The sequence below is a fragment of the Terrabacter sp. C0L_2 genome, from assembly GCF_036352015.1.
Taxonomy (GTDB): domain Bacteria; phylum Actinomycetota; class Actinomycetes; order Actinomycetales; family Dermatophilaceae; genus Terrabacter; species Terrabacter tumescens.
The window spans coordinates 4,070,849-4,088,158 of sequence record NZ_CP143557.1 but is presented as its reverse complement, the minus strand read 5'-3'; the positions used below and the strand labels follow the sequence as shown (position 1 = coordinate 4,088,158).

General features: G+C 72.0%; 16 protein-coding genes. 13 read left to right on the top strand and 3 right to left on the bottom strand.

Translation table 11 applies throughout. From position 1 onward, the window contains the following. Positions 1-16: 16 nt before the first annotated feature. The 3 genes from U5C87_RS19005 to U5C87_RS18995 form a co-directional block, all read right to left on the bottom strand. Positions 17-550, bottom strand: a complete 534-nt coding sequence (locus U5C87_RS19005; protein WP_330474033.1) for a M23 family metallopeptidase — start codon at positions 548-550, stop codon at positions 17-19. A 285-nt stretch (positions 551-835) separates the two neighbouring features. Next, a complete protein-coding gene (locus U5C87_RS19000; RefSeq protein ID WP_330474032.1) occupies positions 836-2,011 on the bottom strand; it encodes a pyridoxal phosphate-dependent aminotransferase in 1,176 nt (391 codons plus the stop codon). 254 nt (positions 2,012-2,265) lie between these two features. Beyond that, positions 2,266-4,176, bottom strand: a complete 1,911-nt coding sequence (locus U5C87_RS18995; protein ID WP_330474031.1) for a DUF6541 family protein — start codon at positions 4,174-4,176, stop codon at positions 2,266-2,268. Positions 4,177-4,463: 287 nt separating this feature from the next. Between U5C87_RS18995 and rpsB the strand changes: the two genes are divergently transcribed. The 13 genes from rpsB to U5C87_RS18930 all read left to right on the top strand — a co-directional run bounded on the left by rpsB (position 4,464) and on the right by U5C87_RS18930 (position 17,310). Then, positions 4,464-5,381, top strand: coding sequence for a 30S ribosomal protein S2 (rpsB, locus tag U5C87_RS18990; protein ID WP_330474030.1), 918 nt, complete (start codon positions 4,464-4,466; stop codon positions 5,379-5,381). Positions 5,382-5,454: 73 nt separating this feature from the next. Continuing rightward, positions 5,455-6,285, top strand: a complete 831-nt coding sequence (gene tsf, locus U5C87_RS18985) for a translation elongation factor Ts (RefSeq protein WP_330474029.1) — start codon at positions 5,455-5,457, stop codon at positions 6,283-6,285. Between the two features lie 166 nt (positions 6,286-6,451). Beyond that, the gene (locus tag U5C87_RS18980) at positions 6,452-7,054 is read left to right on the top strand and encodes an antibiotic biosynthesis monooxygenase (protein WP_330474028.1); all 603 of its coding nucleotides are present in this window, start codon (positions 6,452-6,454) and stop codon (positions 7,052-7,054) included. A gap of 119 nt (positions 7,055-7,173) precedes the next feature. Then, entirely contained in the window at positions 7,174-8,430 is a 1,257-nt protein-coding gene (sqr, locus tag U5C87_RS18975) for a type III sulfide quinone reductase, selenoprotein subtype (RefSeq protein ID WP_330474027.1), read from the top strand. A 13-nt stretch (positions 8,431-8,443) separates the two neighbouring features. Further along, entirely contained in the window at positions 8,444-8,758 is a 315-nt protein-coding gene (locus U5C87_RS18970) for a TusE/DsrC/DsvC family sulfur relay protein (protein WP_030146643.1), read from the top strand. Beyond that, entirely contained in the window at positions 8,758-9,276 is a 519-nt protein-coding gene (locus U5C87_RS18965; protein ID WP_030146642.1) for a DsrE/DsrF/DrsH-like family protein, read from the top strand. Before U5C87_RS18970 ends, U5C87_RS18965 begins: the two co-directional genes overlap by 1 nt. Positions 9,277-9,391: 115 nt before the next feature. Next, positions 9,392-10,180, top strand: coding sequence for a response regulator transcription factor (locus U5C87_RS18960; RefSeq protein WP_330474026.1), 789 nt, complete (start codon positions 9,392-9,394; stop codon positions 10,178-10,180). Continuing rightward, positions 10,177-12,897 (top strand): DUF4153 domain-containing protein, encoded by a 2,721-nt coding sequence (locus U5C87_RS18955; protein WP_330474025.1) that lies wholly within the window; start codon positions 10,177-10,179, stop codon positions 12,895-12,897. The genes U5C87_RS18960 and U5C87_RS18955 overlap by 4 nt, the downstream gene beginning before the upstream one ends. Before the next feature lie 19 nt (positions 12,898-12,916). Further along, the gene (locus U5C87_RS18950) at positions 12,917-14,044 is read left to right on the top strand and encodes an aminotransferase class V-fold PLP-dependent enzyme (protein WP_330474024.1); all 1,128 of its coding nucleotides are present in this window, start codon (positions 12,917-12,919) and stop codon (positions 14,042-14,044) included. An 80-nt stretch (positions 14,045-14,124) separates the two neighbouring features. Beyond that, positions 14,125-14,853 (top strand): UMP kinase, encoded by a 729-nt coding sequence (gene pyrH / locus U5C87_RS18945; RefSeq protein ID WP_030146638.1) that lies wholly within the window; start codon positions 14,125-14,127, stop codon positions 14,851-14,853. Between the two features lie 87 nt (positions 14,854-14,940). Continuing rightward, entirely contained in the window at positions 14,941-15,498 is a 558-nt protein-coding gene (gene frr, locus U5C87_RS18940) for a ribosome recycling factor (protein ID WP_030146637.1), read from the top strand. Between the two features lie 17 nt (positions 15,499-15,515). Beyond that, positions 15,516-16,484: a phosphatidate cytidylyltransferase gene (locus U5C87_RS18935; protein ID WP_330474023.1), complete on the top strand. Its 969-nt coding sequence runs from the start codon at positions 15,516-15,518 to the stop codon at positions 16,482-16,484. Positions 16,485-16,515: 31 nt separating this feature from the next. Next, positions 16,516-17,310: an SDR family NAD(P)-dependent oxidoreductase gene (locus U5C87_RS18930; protein WP_330474022.1), complete on the top strand. Its 795-nt coding sequence runs from the start codon at positions 16,516-16,518 to the stop codon at positions 17,308-17,310.

Here is a 17,310-nt window from a genome sequence, read left to right as displayed (position 1 = left end):
GCGCCGAGAAGGTGGCTCAGGGGAGGGGGAGCAGGATGACCCGGGACCGGCCGACGAAGGACAGCGGGTCGAGGTAGGTCTCGCCCCGGAGCACGCCCCAGTGCACGCAGGTGCGGGGCGCGCAGTGGCCGGACGTGGACGTCACGGTGCCGACGGGCTCGCCCCGCGCGACCGCGGTCCCGACCGCCGACGTCGCCGTCACGGGCTCGAAGGTGCTGCGCAGGCCGGCCGGGTGGGCCACGACCACGACGCTGCGTCCGGCGATGACGCCGGTCCACGAGATGCGCCCGTCGGTCGGCGCCAGGACGGCCTGGTCGACGGTCGCGGCCAGGTCGATGCCACGGTGCCCCGGCAGCCACGGCTGGTCGGGTCGGTCGAACCGCCGCACCACCTCGGGCTCCGGCGACAGCGGCCAGGCCCATCTGCCAGCGGTTGCTCCCGGGGCACGTGCATGCGCGGCCGTGTCCGGGACGACAGAGGGGACGGCGCTGGCGCCCGTCGCCGAGGCGGCGGCGAGCACCGCTCCCAGCAGGGCTGACCCGATCGACATGCCGCCATGCTCGCCCGGATCATGGTCGGCCCGCCGGCCGCCTCAGGATCCTGTGGACGACCGGGAGTCCGGACCGGGGGGTGTGGACGGGCTGGGGTGGCGTGGCCACTCGAGGGGGTGGGGCTGGTGGGGCGGGGAGGCCACTCGAGGGGGTGGGGCTGGTGGGGCGGGGAGGCCACTCGAGGGGCTGGGGCTGGTGGGGTGGAGTGCTCACTCGACGTGCTTGGGTGTGGCTGGTGGGGTGACGGGGCCACTCGAGTGGGTGTGAGTGGTGGCGCGGGGCGCTCACTCGATTGGGGGGCGGGTGCCGGCGGCGGCGAGGCGGCGGCTCGCCTCGAGCAGGACCTCGTCCTTCTTGCAGAACGCGAACCGGACGAGGGTGCGCGCCGCGTCCTGGTCGTCGTGGAAGACCGACACGGGCACCCCGACCACGCCGGCGATCTCGGGCAGCCGTCGCGCGAACTCCAGCCCGTCCACGGCCCCGAGGGGCGCGGCGTCGGCGATGACGAAGTACGTCCCGGACGGGCGGGCGACCTGCAGACCGGACGCCTCGAGCGCCGAGCACAGCAGGTCGCGCTTGGCCTGCAGCGAGTCGCGCAGGCCGGCATACACCTCGTCGCCGAGGCCCAGGGCCAGCGCCACCGCCGGCTGGAAGGGGCCCGACCCGACGTAGGTGAGGAACTGCTTGACGGTGCGCGCCGCGGCGACAGCCTCGGCCGGCCCCGTGAGCCAGCCGACCTTCCAGCCGGTCGCCGAGAAGGTCTTGCCGGCCGAGCTGATCGTGATCGTGCGATCGGCCATGCCCGGCAGGGTCGCCACCGGCACGTGCTGCGCGTCGTCGAAGACGAGGTGCTCGTAGACCTCGTCGGTGACGACCCACGCGTCGTGCTCGCGGGCGAGGGATGCAATCAGCTCGAGCTCGTCGCGCGTGAAGACCTTGCCGGTGGGGTTGTGCGGCGTGTTGAGCAGCACGAGGCGGGTGCGCGACGAGAAGGCCGCCCGCAGCGACGCCTCGTCGACCGCGAAGTCGGGGAAGCGCAGCACCGACGTGCGGCGGGTCGCTCCGGCGAGGGCGATCGTGGCGGCATACGAGTCGTAGTACGGCTCGAAGGTCACGACCTCGTCGCCGGGCTCGCACAGGGCGAGCACGACCGACGCGATGGCCTCGGTCGCGCCGACGGTGACGAGCACCTGCGAGGACGGGTCGAGCCGGATGCCGTAGAAGCGCTCCTGGTGGGCGGCGACCGCCTCGAGCAGCTCGGGGACGCCGGGGCCGGGTGGGTACTGGTTGCGCCCGGCGTCGATGGCCGCCTTGGCCGCGTCGAGCATCGCGCGCGGGCCGTCGGTGTCGGGGAAGCCCTGGCCGAGGTTGATGGCACCCGTCCGGGTGGCCAGCATCGACATCTCGGCGAAGATCGTGGTGCCGAAGGGCTGCATGCGCGAGATCAGCGGCGAGCTCATGGCCCGAGCGTAGCCACGGGTGCCGTCGACCGATCGGCCCGCCACGTGGGAGAGCCCCCGCCGGGGCACGTGGCGGGGGCTCCACGACTCGCGGCGGCTGTGGAGGGGTCCTTGCCGCGGGACGTGAGTGGAGATCCCACCCGGTCAGGGGGTCCGTGTGGGATCTCCACCCTCACCATCGCGGACGGGACGAAAGCGTTACGCCCATCGCCGGAGAAATGCGCGAAGAAGTGGACGTATGCCGTGTGGCCGGCTCAGCCGGCCGCGCCGAGGCCGCAGCCGGTGACGCGGTAGAGCGTGTAGTCGCCGTCGGTGCGCACCGGCTCGACCCCGTCGACGTGGGCGAGGTCCTTCAGGCCGGAGGACCGCTCGGGCCGGTCGAGCCAGTAGACGTGCGTCGAGTCGACGGCCCAGCGGATGTCGTGGCGCGCCATGGCCTCGCACACGTCGGGGCGGTGCTCCATGTCGTTGAACCCGGTGCCGATGACGATCTCGTCGCCCGTCGTGGGGATGGGGATCGAGCGGTAGAGCGTGTTGGTGCCGAACAGCGGCCACATGAGGGGTGAGCCGTTCTCGGGGCGGCCCACGACGCCCTGCCCGGCGGGGATGAGCGCGGCGAGGCGCCGCAGCGAGTCCTGGCCCTCGAACGAGAGGATGACCCGCTCGGGGGACGTGGGGCGGAAGAACCCGCTCAGCATGCGCTGGCGGGTTGCCCCGTTGAGCCCCAGCGTGAGGACGGGGATCACGAGCACGGCGACGAGGCCCACGGCGACGGGGCGCGACCCGAGCGCGGGCACCTTGCGCAGCAGCTCGCGCAGGGCCGGCGCAGCGGCCGCGACGACGACGACGCCGGGGACCGCGGCGAGCGAGGCGAGCCGGACCTTGTCGTTGTACCAGTAGCCGGTGATGAGCGAGGTCCACGACAGCGTCGAGGACGCCGCCATGACGTAGAGCACGACGCAGGCGAGCCACATCGCCACGACCGGCAGGGCCGCTCTGACCCGCAGTGCGATCCACCCGATCCCGAGCGCGAGGAGCAGCACGAGCCCCCAGAGCACGTCGGGGATCTGCAGCCGGCCACCGATGACCTCGACGAGCGCGGTCCAGACCGAGACGCGGTCCTTCCACTCGTAGGACTGGGTCGAGGCGAGCTGGGCCGAGACGGCGGGTGCGGCGACGAGCCCCGCGACGCCGACGACGGCGACCACGGCGAGGTCGCGCACGACGACCCACCACGACAGGTGGCGGAGCAGGCCGGCCCGCAGGCGGGCCGTCACGAACCAGACGAGGGCGAAGACGACGAGGGCGACGAGCGCGTTGGGCTGGATGAGCGCGAGGCCGGGCATCGCCGCGACGAAGCCGAGCCACTGCCCGATCCGCCTCGAGCGTGCGGCCTGCAGCATCAGGGCGAGCGCGCCCGGCGTCAGGGCGGTCGCCATGAGGTTGGGCCAGAGCACGCCCCAGCCGAGGAGGATCGTCGGGAAGGCGATGAAGGCCGCGGAGGCGAACCCCGCGGCATACGTGACGAGGCGGGACGTGCCGAGCGCGTGGCGCACGAGGGCCACGCAGCCGATGGGCCACACGAGCGCGGAGAGCACGATCGTCGCGACGTTGGTGCCGGGCAGCACGTCGGCGACGCCCGGCAGCAGCCCGGTGGCGATCCACGAGTGGAAGCCGTTGGGGTAGAACGTCGGGTTGGCGATGGAGAAGTTGCCCGTCTCGAGGAACGTCTTGATCCGGCCGAGGTGGTAGACCGCGTCGGGGGAGTCGACGAGCTCGTCGGGGCGCCCCATGGCCGGCAGGATCGTCGCGAGCGCGAGGACGGCGCCGATGACGATGGCCACGACGGCGTCGGGACGGGGTCGACCGAGCAGGCGGCGGGCCGCCCCGAGCTCGGGGTCGTGCCGGCCGAAGACGCGCATCCCGCCCCAGGCGAGCGCCACGCAGACCGCCGTCACGACGGCGAGCGGCAGCAGCCCCCAGCGCACGCCGACCCGTTGGGCGACGGTCGCGAACGCGGCGATCAGGCCGGTGGAGACGGCAGGGGAGACCGCCAACGCCTCGAGGCCGCGGGCCCCCAGCGCCCGCACGAGCAGCCAGCCGGGGAGGAAGAGGACGACCGAGAGGACGACGAAGCTCGGGATCGTCTCCACCCAGTGCGCCATGCGGGCCATTGTGTCGGGTCGCCACGATTTCTCCACCACCCGGGTCAGGACGTACGATGGATGGCGGTCACGTGTGCTCGTCGCACGGGACCGAAATTCGCGCGTCTTCTGCCGGTCCGCCGGACCGGGTCGCACCACGGCAGTCCCCATCCGCTCGCGGAGGGGCGGGGTGCGTCAGGCGCCAGGAGTGAGGTCGTATGCCGCCCGCCGGGCCACGTGCTCCACGTGACCGCCGAGCGCCAGCGCCTACGCACAACTGACAACAACGAAACAAGGGAGAACACGGCATGGCCGTCGTCACCATGCGCCAGCTCCTCGAGAGCGGCGTCCACTTCGGGCACCAGACCCGTCGCTGGAACCCCAAGATGAAGCGCTTCATCATGACCGAGCGCAACGGCATCTACATCATCGACCTGCAGCAGTCGCTGACGTACATCAACAACGCCTACGAGTTCGTCAAGGAGACCGTCGCCCACGGCGGCAGCATCCTCTTCGTCGGCACGAAGAAGCAGGCCCAGGAGCCCATCGCCGAGCAGGCGACGCGCGTCGGCATGCCGTACGTCAACCACCGCTGGCTCGGTGGCATGCTCACCAACTTCCAGACGATCTCCAAGCGCCTCACGCGCCTCAAGGAGCTCGAGGAGCTGAACTTCGACGACGTGGCCGGCTCGGGCTACACGAAGAAGGAGCTGCTCATCCTCAAGCGCGAGATGATCAAGCTCGAGAAGACCCTCGGCGGCATCCGCACGATGGCCAAGGTCCCCTCGGCCGTGTGGATCGTCGACACCAAGAAGGAGCACCTCGCCGTCGACGAGGCCCGCAAGCTCGGCCTGCCGGTCATCGCGATCCTCGACACGAACTGCGACCCCGACGAGGTCGACTACAAGATCCCCGGCAACGACGACGCGATCCGCTCCGTCACGCTGCTGACGCGGGTCATCGCCGACGCCGTCGCCGACGGTCTCGTCCAGCGCTCGTCCGGCAAGTCCGGCGCCGACGCGCAGGCCGAGGAGCCCCTGGCCGAGTGGGAGCGCGAGCTCTACGCCGACGCCGCCGCTGCCGAGGCGCCGGTCGAGACCCCCGTCGAGACGCCGGCCCCCGAGGTCGCCGCCGAGATCGCGGTCGACGCCCCCGCCGAGGCCGCGACCGAGGCTCCTGCCGAGGCCCAGGCTGCCGACGCGACGGCCGGTGCCGAGAAGGCCTGACGGCCTTTCTCGCACCAGCCCGACCAGCTGACACACGAGTCAATCTCCACTGACGAAAAGAGCGATACAGAGCATGGCGAACTACACCGCCGCTGACATCAAGGCGCTGCGCGAGCAGACCGGCGCCGGCATGATGGACGTCAAGAAGGCGCTCGACGAGGCCGACGGCGACCGCGCCAAGGCCGTCGAGATCCTGCGCGTCAAGGGCCTCAAGGGCGTCACGAAGCGTGAGGGCCGCTCGGCCTCCAACGGTCTCGTGGCGGCTTCGGCCACCGATGGCGTCGGAACCCTCGTCGAGGTCAACTGCGAGACCGACTTCGTCGCCAAGGGCGAGAAGTTCATCGCCCTGGCCGACCAGGTCCTGACGCAGGCCGTCGCGGCCGGCGCCACCGACGCCGACTCGCTCCTCGCGAGCACGCTCGAGGACGGCAAGACCGTCAAGGAGCTGCTCGACGAGGCCAACGCCACCATCGGCGAGAAGATCGAGGTCCGCCGCGTGGCGCGCCTCGAGGGCGACAAGGTCGTGTCCTACCTGCACAAGACGAGCCCCGACCTGCCCGCGCAGATCGGCGTCCTCGTCGCGCTGCAGGGTGGCGACGAGACCGTGGGCCGCGACGTCGCGATGCACATCGCGGCGTTCAGCCCGACCGTTCTGACGCGTGACGAGGTCCCGGCCGAGACGGTCGAGAACGAGCGTCGCGTCGCCGAGGCCACGGCCAAGGAGGAGGGCAAGCCCGAGGCTGCCCTTCCCCGCATCATCGAGGGTCGCGTCAACGGCTTCTTCAAGGAGAACGTCCTGCTCGAGCAGGCGTTCGCCAAGGACGCCAAGAAGACCGTCGGCAAGGTGCTCGAGGAGGGCGGCGCCCAGGCGACGTCCTTCGCGCGCTTCCGCGTCGGCCAGTGAGGTCTTGACCTCCCTGGTGCCAGCGCACCACTCGTAGCGCAGAACCCGCGCATCACGACGACGTATGCCGGTCGCCCCCTCGGGGGCGGCCGGCATCGTCGCGTCCGGGGCCGGGAAGATCCCGACCCGCCTGCCCCGGGACCGACTCCAGAGGAGCCCCACGAGCATGAGCACCAGCACCGGCATCACCACCGACACCATGACGGCGAGCGCGGTCGACGGTCCGCTGACCGTGTCAATCACCCGACGGGTCGCGCCCGAGGACGAGCTGCTCATGCAGGCGTGGGTGCACGCCGGCACGTCGATGGCCGAGCGGTTCGAGGGCTTCCTCGGGGCCGGGTGGGTGCGCTCGGGCGCCGAGGACTGGCACATGCTCTACCGGTTCGACTCGCGGGAGCACCTCGACGCGTGGGAGCGCTCGCCCGAGCGCATGCGGTGGCTGCGCTCGGCGGCCGACCTCGTCGAGCACCGGCGCACCGAGTACCGCACGGGCATCGAGGGCTGGTTCGACGAGCCGGCGACGTCGTCGGTGCACGAGGCGGGCCCGGGCGCCCCCTCGGCGCCGCCGCGGTGGAAGCAGGCGAGCGTCATCTGGATCGCCTTCTTCCCGACGAGCCTGGCGCTGACCTACCTGCTCTCGCCCTTCAGCGGGGACTGGCCGGCCGCCGTCCGCGTCCTTGTCACGACCCTCGTCGCGACCCCGTGGATGACCTACGTCCTGCTGCCGTTCGTGACCCGGCTCTTCGGCCGGTGGCTCAAGGGCACCTGAGCGCCCTCGGCCCGGAGGGGCGGATCTGCTTGTGAGGCAAGCCTTCTGTCTCCGAGGTCACAGCCCCGTTGTCTGGTGGCTCACAGCCGACGGCATACCCTCCGGGGTACCGTCGAACCATGACCACCACCATGAGGTCCCTCGTGGTTCTGGGAGCGGGCACGGCCGGCACCATGGTCGTGAACAAGCTGAGGCACCGTCTCCCCACCAGCGAGTGGCGTATCAACGTCGTCGACAAGGACGACGTCCACGACTACCAGCCCGGCTACCTCTTCCTGCCCTTCGGGCTCATCGAGCCCGACCAGGTCAGGCGCAGCCGGCACGCGCTCATCACGGACGGCGTCGAGCTCGTCCTCGATGACGTCGACCGCATCGACCCGCAGGCCCGCGAGGTCTCCCTCGTCGACGGACGCACGCTCGGCTACGACGAGCTCGTCATCGCCAGCGGCACCTCGGCCCGACCCGACCAGACGCCGGGGATGCTCGGACCGGAGTGGCACCGGAGCGTCGGCGAGTTCTACACCTATGAGGGCGCCGCGGCGCTCCGGGAGTCGCTCGCCTCGTTCGTGGGCGGACGCCTGGTCGTGCACGTCACGGAGATGCCGATCAAGTGCCCCGTGGCCCCGCTCGAGTTCACCTTCCTCGCCGACGACTTCCTGCGGCGCCGCGGTCTGCGCGAGCGCACCGAGATCGTCTTCGTCACGCCCCTCGACGGCGCCTTCACCAAGCCGGTCGCGAGCCGTGAGCTCGGTCACCTGCTCGCCGACAAGGGCATCACGGTCGAGACGGACTTCATGGTCGAGCACGTCGACCAGGAGCGCCGCGTCCTCGTCTCCTACGACGAGCGCGAGGTCGCCTACGACCAGCTCGTGACGATCCCGCTCAACATGGGCGCCGACTTCGTCGCGCGGTCGGGGCTGGGGGACGAGCTGAACTACGTCCCGGTCGACAAGCACACGAGCCAGTCCACCGAGCACCCGTCGATCTTCGTCCTCGGCGATGCGAGCAACATCCCGACGTCCAAGGCCGGCTCGGTCGCGCACTTCTCGGTCGAGGTCTTCGTCGACAACTTCCTCGAGCACGTCTCCGGTCGCCCCATGACCCACGCCTTCGACGGGCACGCCAACTGCTTCGTCGAGTCCGGCGGCGGCAAGGCGATGCTCCTCGACTTCAACTACGACACCGAGCCCCTGACCGGCACGTTCCCGCTGCCGCGCCTCGGCCCGATGACCCTGCTCAAGGAGTCGCGCGCCAACCACATCGGCAAGCTCGCGTTCCGCCACATCTACTGGAACCTCCTGCTCCCCGGACGACCTCTCGGCCTGCCCGCGCAGATGTCGATGGCGGGGAAGGTCCCCGCCCCCGTGAGCGCTTGAAAGGAGCGTCCCCATGCCCACCACGACGATCGCCGGCCATGCCGTCGAGGTCAACGACGAGGGCTTCCTCACCCGCCCCGACCAGTGGTCGGACGACCTCGGTGCGGAGCTCGCCCGCCTCATCGGCATCGAGCTGACCGACGAGCACTGGAAGCTCGTGCACTTCCTGCGTGACGACTTCGCGCTCCAGGGCGAGACGGCGACCCTGCGCCGGGTCAGCACGCAGACCGGAACCCCCGTCAAGTCCCTCTTCGAGCTCTTCCCCGGCAAGCCGGCCAAGAAGATGGCCTACGTCGCGGGCCTGCCCAAGCCGAAGGGATGTGTGTGATGACCACCCAGACCACCGAGACCGCACCGTTCGTGCCGTCGTTCGACGCGCCGGAGTCGCAGGGTCGCAAGCTCGCGATCATCTGCAGCAAGGGCAACCTCGACATGGCCTACCCGGGCCTCATCCTCGCCAACGCCGCTCTGGGTGAAGGGATCGAGACGCACCTGTTCTTCACGTTCTGGGGCTTCGACATGATCAACAGGAAGACGTCCGGGGAGCTGAAGTTCACGATGCTCGGCAACACCGCGACGCACATGCCCCAGGGCCTCGGCGGCATCCCCGGGATGACGCACCTCGCCACCTCGCAGATGAAGAAGGCCATCGCCGACCTCGACGTGCCCGAGGTCCCGGAGTTCCTCGACCAGATCGTCGCCTCCGGCGGCCACCTGTGGGCGTGCCGGATGTCGGCCGACATGCAGCACCTGGGCGAGAAGGACCTGCGGGACGACGTCGAGGGCATCATCTCGGCCTCCGACTTCATCGAGCTGACGGAGGGCGCGCAGCTGCTCTTCATCTGAGCCACCGTGGTGGGTGGGAGTGCCCGGCCGGGCCGGTGTGGACCCGGCCGGGCTTCACAGGATCTCCACACGTCGCACCCTCGCCACCCGCGTGCCCGCTCCTAGGCTCGGGGACATGAACCAGGGGTATGCCGCACCGTCGCCCGACATTGCATCGCCGACGCTGCTCGTCGTCGAGGACGACCCGACGATCAACCAGGCGGTCACGGATCGGCTTGTGGCAGAGGGCTTCCGGGTGGTCCAGGCCTTCGACGGTCCTTCCGCCGTCACCGCCCACGCGGAGCACGCACCCGACCTCGTCGTCCTCGACCTCATGCTGCCGGGCTTCGACGGGCTCGAGGTGTGCCGTCGCATCCAGGGGGAGCGGCCGGTGCCCGTCCTCATGCTGACGGCACGGGCCGACGAGACCGACCTGCTCGTCGGGCTCGGCGTCGGGGCCGACGACTACGTGACCAAGCCCTTCCGGATGCGGGAGGTCGTCGCGCGCATCCGGGCCCTGCTGCGCCGGGTCGACCGGGCCCGTGAGCTCGCCGCGGAGCAGCCGCCGGTGCTCGCCGTCGGCGACCTGACCGTCGACCGTGGCTCGCGCCGCGTCACGGCCCGGGGGAGCGAGGTGCACCTGACGCCGCTCGAGTTCGACCTGCTCCTGGCGCTCGCCGCCGACCCGGGCGCGGTGCGCGAGCGCGACGAGCTGATGCGCGAGGTGTGGGGCTGGGCCGACTCGGGTGGCACGCGCACCCTCGACAGCCATGTGAAGTCCTTGCGCGCCAAGGTCGGTGCGGGCCGCGTGCGCACCGTCCACGGCGTCGGCTACGCCCTTGAGACCGGCCAGGTCCCCGAGACCCCGAGCGCCGCAGGCATGCCCGACTCCACTGACCCGGCAGACTCCCCGGACGCGCCGTGAACGCCGACCGGCCGCTCGACGGCATCCGCTCGATCAAGGCAAAGCTCGGACTGCTCGTCGCGGCCAGCATCATGGCCGCCTCGCTCGTCTCGGTCATCGGCGACCGCGCCGGGGTGCCCGGCTGGTTCACCCTCCCCGTGACGATCGCCGCGGCGCTCGGCGTCACCCAGTGGCTGGCCCGCGGCATGACGTCCCCGCTGCGGGAGATGACGGCCGCGGCGTCGCGGATGGCGACGGGGGACTACTCCTGTCGTGTCACGGCGACGTCCGCCGACGAGGTGGGCGTGCTCGCCGACGCCTTCAACACGATGGCAGCCGACCTCGCCGGCGCCGACCAGCAGCGCCGGCAGCTCGTGGCGACGGTCTCGCACGAGCTGCGGACACCGCTCGCAGCCCAGCAGGCACTGCTCGAGAACCTCGTCGACGGCGTCGTGCACCCCGACGACGCCGTGCTGCGCACCGCACTGGCCCAGGCCGAGCGGCTCGGCGCCCTCGTCGGCGACCTGCTCGACCTCAGCCGGGTCGACGGCGGTCGCACGCCGCTCGCGCTCGCGGCCGTCGACGTCCGGCAGCTCGTCGACCGTGCCGTGGCCGAGGCAGGGGTGTCCCGACGCGGCACCGTCCACGTCGTCGACGTCCCGGCCGACCTGCACGTCACCGCCGACGCGGCGCGACTCGAGCAGGTGCTCGCCAACCTGCTCGACAACGCCGACCGGCACAGCCCGCCCGGTGGTCGGGTCACCGTGAGCGCCGGCCCCGAGGGCCCGGACCGCTGGTGGCTCATGGTCGCCGACGAGGGCAGTGGCATCCCGCCCGAGCAGAGCCACCGCATCTTCGACCGCTTCGGCTCGGGCGACGACGCCGGCGGCGGCACCGGCATCGGGCTGGCCATCGCCAGCTGGGTCTGCGAGCTGCACGGCGGGTCCATCGCCGCCGTCAGCCCACCGACGGGGGAGCACGGCGCGCGCATCCGCGCCGTCCTGCCGCGGTCCCCGGCCGCAGTACCCACGGCCGCAGAACCCACGGCCGCACCGCCCCCGGCTGCCGCCGAGCGGCCCACCGACACCAAGACCCCCGACACCACACCACCCGACGACCGCCGGGCCGACGTCCCGACCGAGGAGAGCACCGTGCCCGCACCCGTCCCCGCTGCAGCAGGACCCAGCCCAGCCGCAAGTCCGGCCCCGTCGGCAGGGAGCGCCGGCCCGTCGACGGGCCACACGGCATACGCCACCGTCCCGGTCGGGGCACCCAAGCCGGTCATCGACTCGCTCTTCGGCGACCTCTGGCCCGAGGCGGGACTCGCCCCCCAGGTGCGGCTGCTGCTCACCTGCCTCGGCGTCGGTGTCCTCTCGGCCATCGTGCTGCCCTACCGGGGGATCGGCGTCGCGCTCTTCGGCGTGCTGCTCGTCGGTGGCGTCGTGCTGTGGCGCACGACCGAACGTCGCCGGGCCCGGTGGACGGTGCTCAGCAGCGTGCTGTGCGTGGCCCTCGCGTCGCTGTCGGTGCTGCGGGCGGCCGAGTGGCTGACCGTCATCGCCATCATGCTCGGCGTCGTCGTGCTGACGACGGCGCTCACCGACGCCAAGGGCCTGCTGTCGCTCGTGGCCGGGCTCGCGTCGTGGCCGCTCGCGGCCGTTCGCGGGCTGCCCCTGCTGGGACGCACCGTGGCCGTCACGAGCCGGATCAACGTCCTGTGGCCCGTCGTGCGCACGGTGGCGATCTCGCTCGTCGCGCTCGTCGTCTTCGGGGGCCTGTTCGCCTCCGGCGACGCGGTCTTCGGCTCCTGGGCGCAGGCACTCGTGCCGCAGTTCGCCTGGGACGGCCTGACGTTCCGCTTCTTCGTCGGCTTCGTCATGGGCGGTGCGCTGCTCGCGGCCGGCTACGTCGCGCTCAACCCGCCACGCGTGGATCGGGTGGTGCTGCCGGAGGGACGCCCCGTCGCTCGCCTGTGGGAGTGGGTGGTCCCGGTCGGCCTCGTCGTCGCGCTGTTCGCCGCGTTCGTCGCGGCGCAGGCCGCCGCCCTCTTCGGTGGCCACGACTACGTGCAGCGCACGACCGGGCTCACGTATGCAGAGTACGTCCACCAGGGCTTCGGCCAGCTGACCGCAGCGACGGTCCTCACCCTCGCCACCGTCGCGCTCGCCGTGCGCAAGGCGCCCCGGTCGACCGCCCGCGAGCGGCTCGTCCTGCGCGTCTCGCTGGGGGCCCTCTGCGCCCTGACGCTCGTCGTCGTCGCGTCGGCGCTGCACCGGATGGACCTCTACCAGCAGGCCTACGGCTTCACCCTGCTGCGTGTCCTCGTCGACGCCTTCGAGCTCTGGCTCGGCCTGCTCGTCGTGCTCGTCCTCGTGGCGGGGGTGCGGCTCTCGGGGTGGTGGCTGCCGCGGGCCGCCCTCGTCTCGGCGGCCGCCTTCGTGCTCGTCGGTGGCCTCGCCAACCCCGAGGCGTGGGTCGCCCAGCGCAACATCGACCGCTACCAGGCCACCGGCAAGCTCGACCCGTACTACCTGGCCGGGCTCGGTGCCGACGCCGAGCCGACCATCGTGGCCGGCCTGCCCGCACCGGTCTCCTCCTGCATCCTGTCCACGCGACCCGCACCCACGCCCGACGACCTCCTCGGCTGGAACCTCGGCCGCAGCCGCGCGGCGGCCCAGCGACCGGCGGGGACCTCCGACCCGTCCTCGTCGACCTGCCTGTCGCAGCTCGCCCGGTGAGGTGGGGCAGGATGACCGGGTGCGTCGTGACATCGCCGAGCTGTTCGAGCTCGACCCGGACCTGACCCACCTCAACCACGGCGCCTTCGGCGCGGTGCCCCGGTCGGTCCGGGAGGCCCAGGACCGCGCCCGGGCCCGCATCGAGCGGGCCCCGATGCGGGCCTTCCGCGACGAGCTGCCGTCGGCGCTCGCGACCGCACGCGAGTCGGCGGCGGAGTTCATCGGCGTGCCGGCCGACGGGGTCGCGCTCGTGCGCAACGTCACCGAGGCCGTCGGGGTCGTGCTCCAGGGCCTCGGTGTCGGACCGGGCGACGACGTGGTCGTCAGCAACCACGGCTACCTCACGGCCGGCTGGTCGGCCGAGGCGCGGGGGGCGACGCTGCGCACCGCCACCTTCGCCGTCGACGCGGACCCGGCCGACGTCGTCGCAGCCTTCGCCGCGGCCGTGACCGACCGCACCCGTCTCGTCGTCATCGACCAGCTGACCTCGCCGACGGCGTTGGAGCTGCCCGTCGCGGCCGTCGCGGCAGCCGTCGCACCCGTCCCGGTCCTCGTCGACGCCGCCCACGTGCCGGGAGCGTTGCCCGGGCTCGACGTCGAGGGCCTCGGCGTCGCCTTCTGGGCCGGCAACCTGCACAAGTGGGCCTACACACCCCGGGCCGCCGCGACGCTGTGGGTGGCGCCCGAGCACCGCGAGGCGATGCGCCCGCTCGTCACGTCGTGGAGCCACGGCCTGCCCTACCCCGAGCGCTTCGACCTGCAGGGCACCGTCGACCACTCGTCGTGGGTCGCCGTGCCCGACGGCCTCGCCGCGTGGCGCGACCTCGGCGGGTGGGAGCAGGTGGCGCGCAACGCCGACCTGCTGGTCCGTGGAGTCGAGCACGTACGGTCCGCGCTCGGCACGCCCGACCCGCGTGCCGGCATACGCTCGGCCCCCTGCCTGCGGCTCGTCGCGCTGCCGGACGGCGTGGCCACGACGACCGAGTCCGCGGAGGCGCTCTGGCAGCAGCTGTATGCCGCGGGCCTCGTCGTGCCGCCCGTGTCCTTCGAGGGGCGCGGATACCTGCGGCTCGCCGCCGCGCCGTACAACGACGAGGACGACTACGCACGGCTCGCCGCTGCGCTGCCCGGGATCCTCGGGGCCTGACGCCCGATGCGGCCGATGGCCGCGGGGTGTGGAAAGATCGACCGACCGCCGGAACGCTGCCCACGAGGAGGCCCTGCGCCATGACCGACGCCCAGACGACCCCCTTCCACCGGGTCCTTCTCAAGCTCTCCGGAGAGGTGTTCGGGGGTGGCCGCATCGGCCTCGACCCGGCCGTCGTCGCCGGGATCGCCAAGCAGATCGCCGACGCCGTGCGCGGTGGCGTCGAGGTCGCCGTCGTCATCGGCGGTGGCAACTTCTTCCGCGGCGCCGAGCTCCAGCAGCGCGGCATGGACCGCACCCGTGCCGACTACATGGGGATGCTCGGCACCGTCATGAACTGCCTCGCCCTGCAGGACTTCCTCGAGAAGGAGGGTGTCGAGACGCGGGTCCAGTCCGCGATCGCCATGCAGCAGGTCGCCGAGCCCTACATTCCGCGCCGCGCCATCCGCCACCTCGAGAAGCACCGCGTCGTCATCTTCGGCGCCGGCGCCGGCATGCCGTTCTTCTCCACCGACACGGTGAGCGCGCAGCGCGCCCTCGAGATCAAGTGCGACGCGGTCCTCATCGCCAAGAACGGCGTCGACGGCGTCTACGACGCCGACCCGCGCACCAACCCCGAGGCCAAGAAGCTCGAGACGGTGACCTTCCAGGACGCCATCGTCGAGGGCCTCAAGGTCGTGGACGCCGCAGCCTTCAGCCTCTGCATGGAGAACAAGCTGCCCATGGTCGTCTTCGGCATGGAGGGCGCGGGAAACATCACGCGCGCCCTGCTCGGTGAGAAGATCGGCACGCTGGTCACCAACGCCTGAGCCCGGCCGCCGCGCCCGGTCCGCGTGACCACGCGAGCAGCGCCGCACCGCACACGACACGAACGAGGGACGAGGAACCGAAGACCCATGATCGAAGAGACGATGTTCGAGGCCGAGGAGAAGATGGACAAGGCCGTCGAGGTCCTCAAGGAGGACTTCGCGGGCATCCGCACCGGCCGCGCCAACCCGGGACTGTTCAACAAGCTGACGGTCGAGTACTACGGTGCGCCGACGCCCCTGCAGCAGCTCGCCTCGTTCCAGAACCCCGAGCCGCGCACCATCCTCGTCATCCCGTTCGACAAGTCGGCGATGCACGAGATCGAGCGGGCCATCCGTGACTCCGACCTCGGCGTCAACCCGAGCAGCGACGGCAACCAGATCCGCTGCGTCATGCCGGAGCTGACCGAGGAGCGTCGCCGCGAGTACATCAAGCTCGCGCACGGCAAGGCCGAGGACGCCCGCGTCTCGGTGCGCAACATCCGTCGCAAGGCCAAGACCGACATCGACAAGCTCGTCAAGGACGGCGAGGTCGGCGAGGACGACGGCACCCGCGCGGAGAAGGAGCTCGACGGGCTCACCAAGAAGCACACCGACCTCGTCGACGTGCTCGTCAAGGCCAAGGAGTCCGAGCTGCTCGAGGTGTGACCTCGATGCTCGACCCGATGATGACGACTGACTCCCCGTCGGACCCCGTGGATCCTGCGTCTCCCGCGCAGGGTGACGACGACGGGCCCGGTCCGCTCGAGCCCGTCCCCTACGACCCGACGCTCGACGAGCTCGCCGGCCTCCCTCCGGAGCAGGTCCTCGAGAAGAAGCAGAGCCGGGCGGGGCGTAACCTGCCCGCCGCTATCGGCGTGGGCGTGGGCCTCGGTGTGCTCATCATCGCGACCCTGCTCATCCGCAAGGAGTCGTTCGTCGTCCTCGTCGCGCTTGCCGTGGCCGTCGGCATCTGGGAGCTGCGGGCGGCGCTACGCAACGCGGGTGTCCACGCGCCGCTGGCGCCTCCGGTCCTGGGGATGGTCGGCATGCTGTGGGCCGCCTACGTCCACGGACCTGCCGGCCTCGTCGTGGCCTGGTGCCTGACGTGCCTCGCGGTGGTCCTCTGGCGCGGTACTGGACGGCTCGACGGGGCCGGGCGCGACGTGCTCGGCGGTGTCTTCATCTCGACCTACCCGACGTTCCTCGTGGGCTTCGCGGTGCTGCTCCTCGCCCCCGAGGACGGCGTGGGTCGCGTCTTCGTCTTCCTCATCACGACCGTGTGCAGCGACGTCGGGGGGTATGCCGCGGGCGTCCTCCTCGGCAAGCACCCCATGGCTCCCACCATCAGTCCCAAGAAGTCGTGGGAGGGCTTCGCGGGGTCGGTCCTCTTCTGCATCATCGGCGGCTCGCTCAGCGTCCACTTCCTGCTCGACCACTCGTGGGTCATCGGCATCGCGCTCGGGGTCGGCGTGGCCGTAGCGGCCACCGTGGGCGACCTCATGGAGTCGCTCATCAAGCGCGACCTCGGCATCAAGGACATGTCCAACGTGCTCCCCGGGCACGGCGGCGTCATGGACCGCCTCGACTCGCTCGTCGTCGTGGCGCCCATCGTCTGGGCCGTCCTGACGCTGCTGGCCGCCAAGCCCGTCTGAGCGTGACGGCGACCCTGCGGCCGGACGTCCCGTGAGCCCGCCCTTCGACCAGTCCGGCAGGGTCGTCCTCGTCACCGGGGCGGGGAGCCCGAGCGGGATCGGCATGGCCACCGCCCGGCTGCTCGGGCGCCTCGGTGCGGCCGTCGTCCTCGGCGCCACGACCGACCGCGTCCACGAGCGCGTCGCCGAGCTGCGTGCGGACGGCCTGCTGGCGACGGGCCGGGTCGGCGACCTCACCGACGAGTCCCAGGCAGACGCGCTCGTCGGGAGCTGCGTCGCGGAGCACGGCCGCCTCGACGTCGTCGTCAACAACGCCGGCATGACCAGTGCCGCCGAGCCGGACACGCTCGGGGGAGACCTGCTGGCCACCGACCCGGACCGGTGGCGGCGCTCGCTGGCCCGCAACCTCGACACCGCCTACCTCGTCAGCCGGGCCGCCCTGCCGCACCTGCGGGCCTCGGGCGCCGGCCGGCTCGTCCTCGTCAGCAGCGTGACGGGCGGCGTCATGGCCATGCGCGACGAGGTCGCCTACGCCACGGCGAAGGCGGGCCTGCTCGGGCTCGCGCGCGCCCTGGCCGTCGACGAGGGGCGGCACGGCGTGACCGTCAACGCCGTCGCTCCCGGCTGGGTGGCGACCGGCTCGCAGACCGACGACGAGGCCCGGGAGGGGCGGGCGACCCCGCTCGGGCGCTCCGGCACGGCCGACGAGGTCGCCGCCGCCGTGGCGTTCCTCGCCAGCCGGGAGTCCTCCTACGTCACCGGCCAGGTGCTCGTCGTCGACGGCGGCAACGCGGTCGCCGAGCAGCGGTCCGCGCCGCGCGACTGA

Coding starts and splice junctions, on each gene's coding strand:
- U5C87_RS19005 (WP_330474033.1), bottom strand. CDS start 550: ATGTCGATCGGGTCAGCCCTGCTGGGAGCGGTGCTCGCCGCCGCCTCG.
- U5C87_RS19000 (WP_330474032.1), bottom strand. CDS start 2,011: ATGAGCTCGCCGCTGATCTCGCGCATGCAGCCCTTCGGCACCACGATC.
- U5C87_RS18995 (WP_330474031.1), bottom strand. CDS start 4,176: ATGGCGCACTGGGTGGAGACGATCCCGAGCTTCGTCGTCCTCTCGGTC.
- rpsB (WP_330474030.1), top strand. CDS start 4,464: ATGGCCGTCGTCACCATGCGCCAGCTCCTCGAGAGCGGCGTCCACTTC.
- tsf (WP_330474029.1), top strand. CDS start 5,455: ATGGCGAACTACACCGCCGCTGACATCAAGGCGCTGCGCGAGCAGACC.
- U5C87_RS18980 (WP_330474028.1), top strand. CDS start 6,452: ATGAGCACCAGCACCGGCATCACCACCGACACCATGACGGCGAGCGCG.
- sqr (WP_330474027.1), top strand. CDS start 7,174: ATGACCACCACCATGAGGTCCCTCGTGGTTCTGGGAGCGGGCACGGCC.
- U5C87_RS18970 (WP_030146643.1), top strand. CDS start 8,444: ATGCCCACCACGACGATCGCCGGCCATGCCGTCGAGGTCAACGACGAG.
- U5C87_RS18965 (WP_030146642.1), top strand. CDS start 8,758: ATGACCACCCAGACCACCGAGACCGCACCGTTCGTGCCGTCGTTCGAC.
- U5C87_RS18960 (WP_330474026.1), top strand. CDS start 9,392: ATGAACCAGGGGTATGCCGCACCGTCGCCCGACATTGCATCGCCGACG.
- pyrH (WP_030146638.1), top strand. CDS start 14,125: ATGACCGACGCCCAGACGACCCCCTTCCACCGGGTCCTTCTCAAGCTC.
- frr (WP_030146637.1), top strand. CDS start 14,941: ATGATCGAAGAGACGATGTTCGAGGCCGAGGAGAAGATGGACAAGGCC.
- U5C87_RS18935 (WP_330474023.1), top strand. CDS start 15,516: ATGATGACGACTGACTCCCCGTCGGACCCCGTGGATCCTGCGTCTCCC.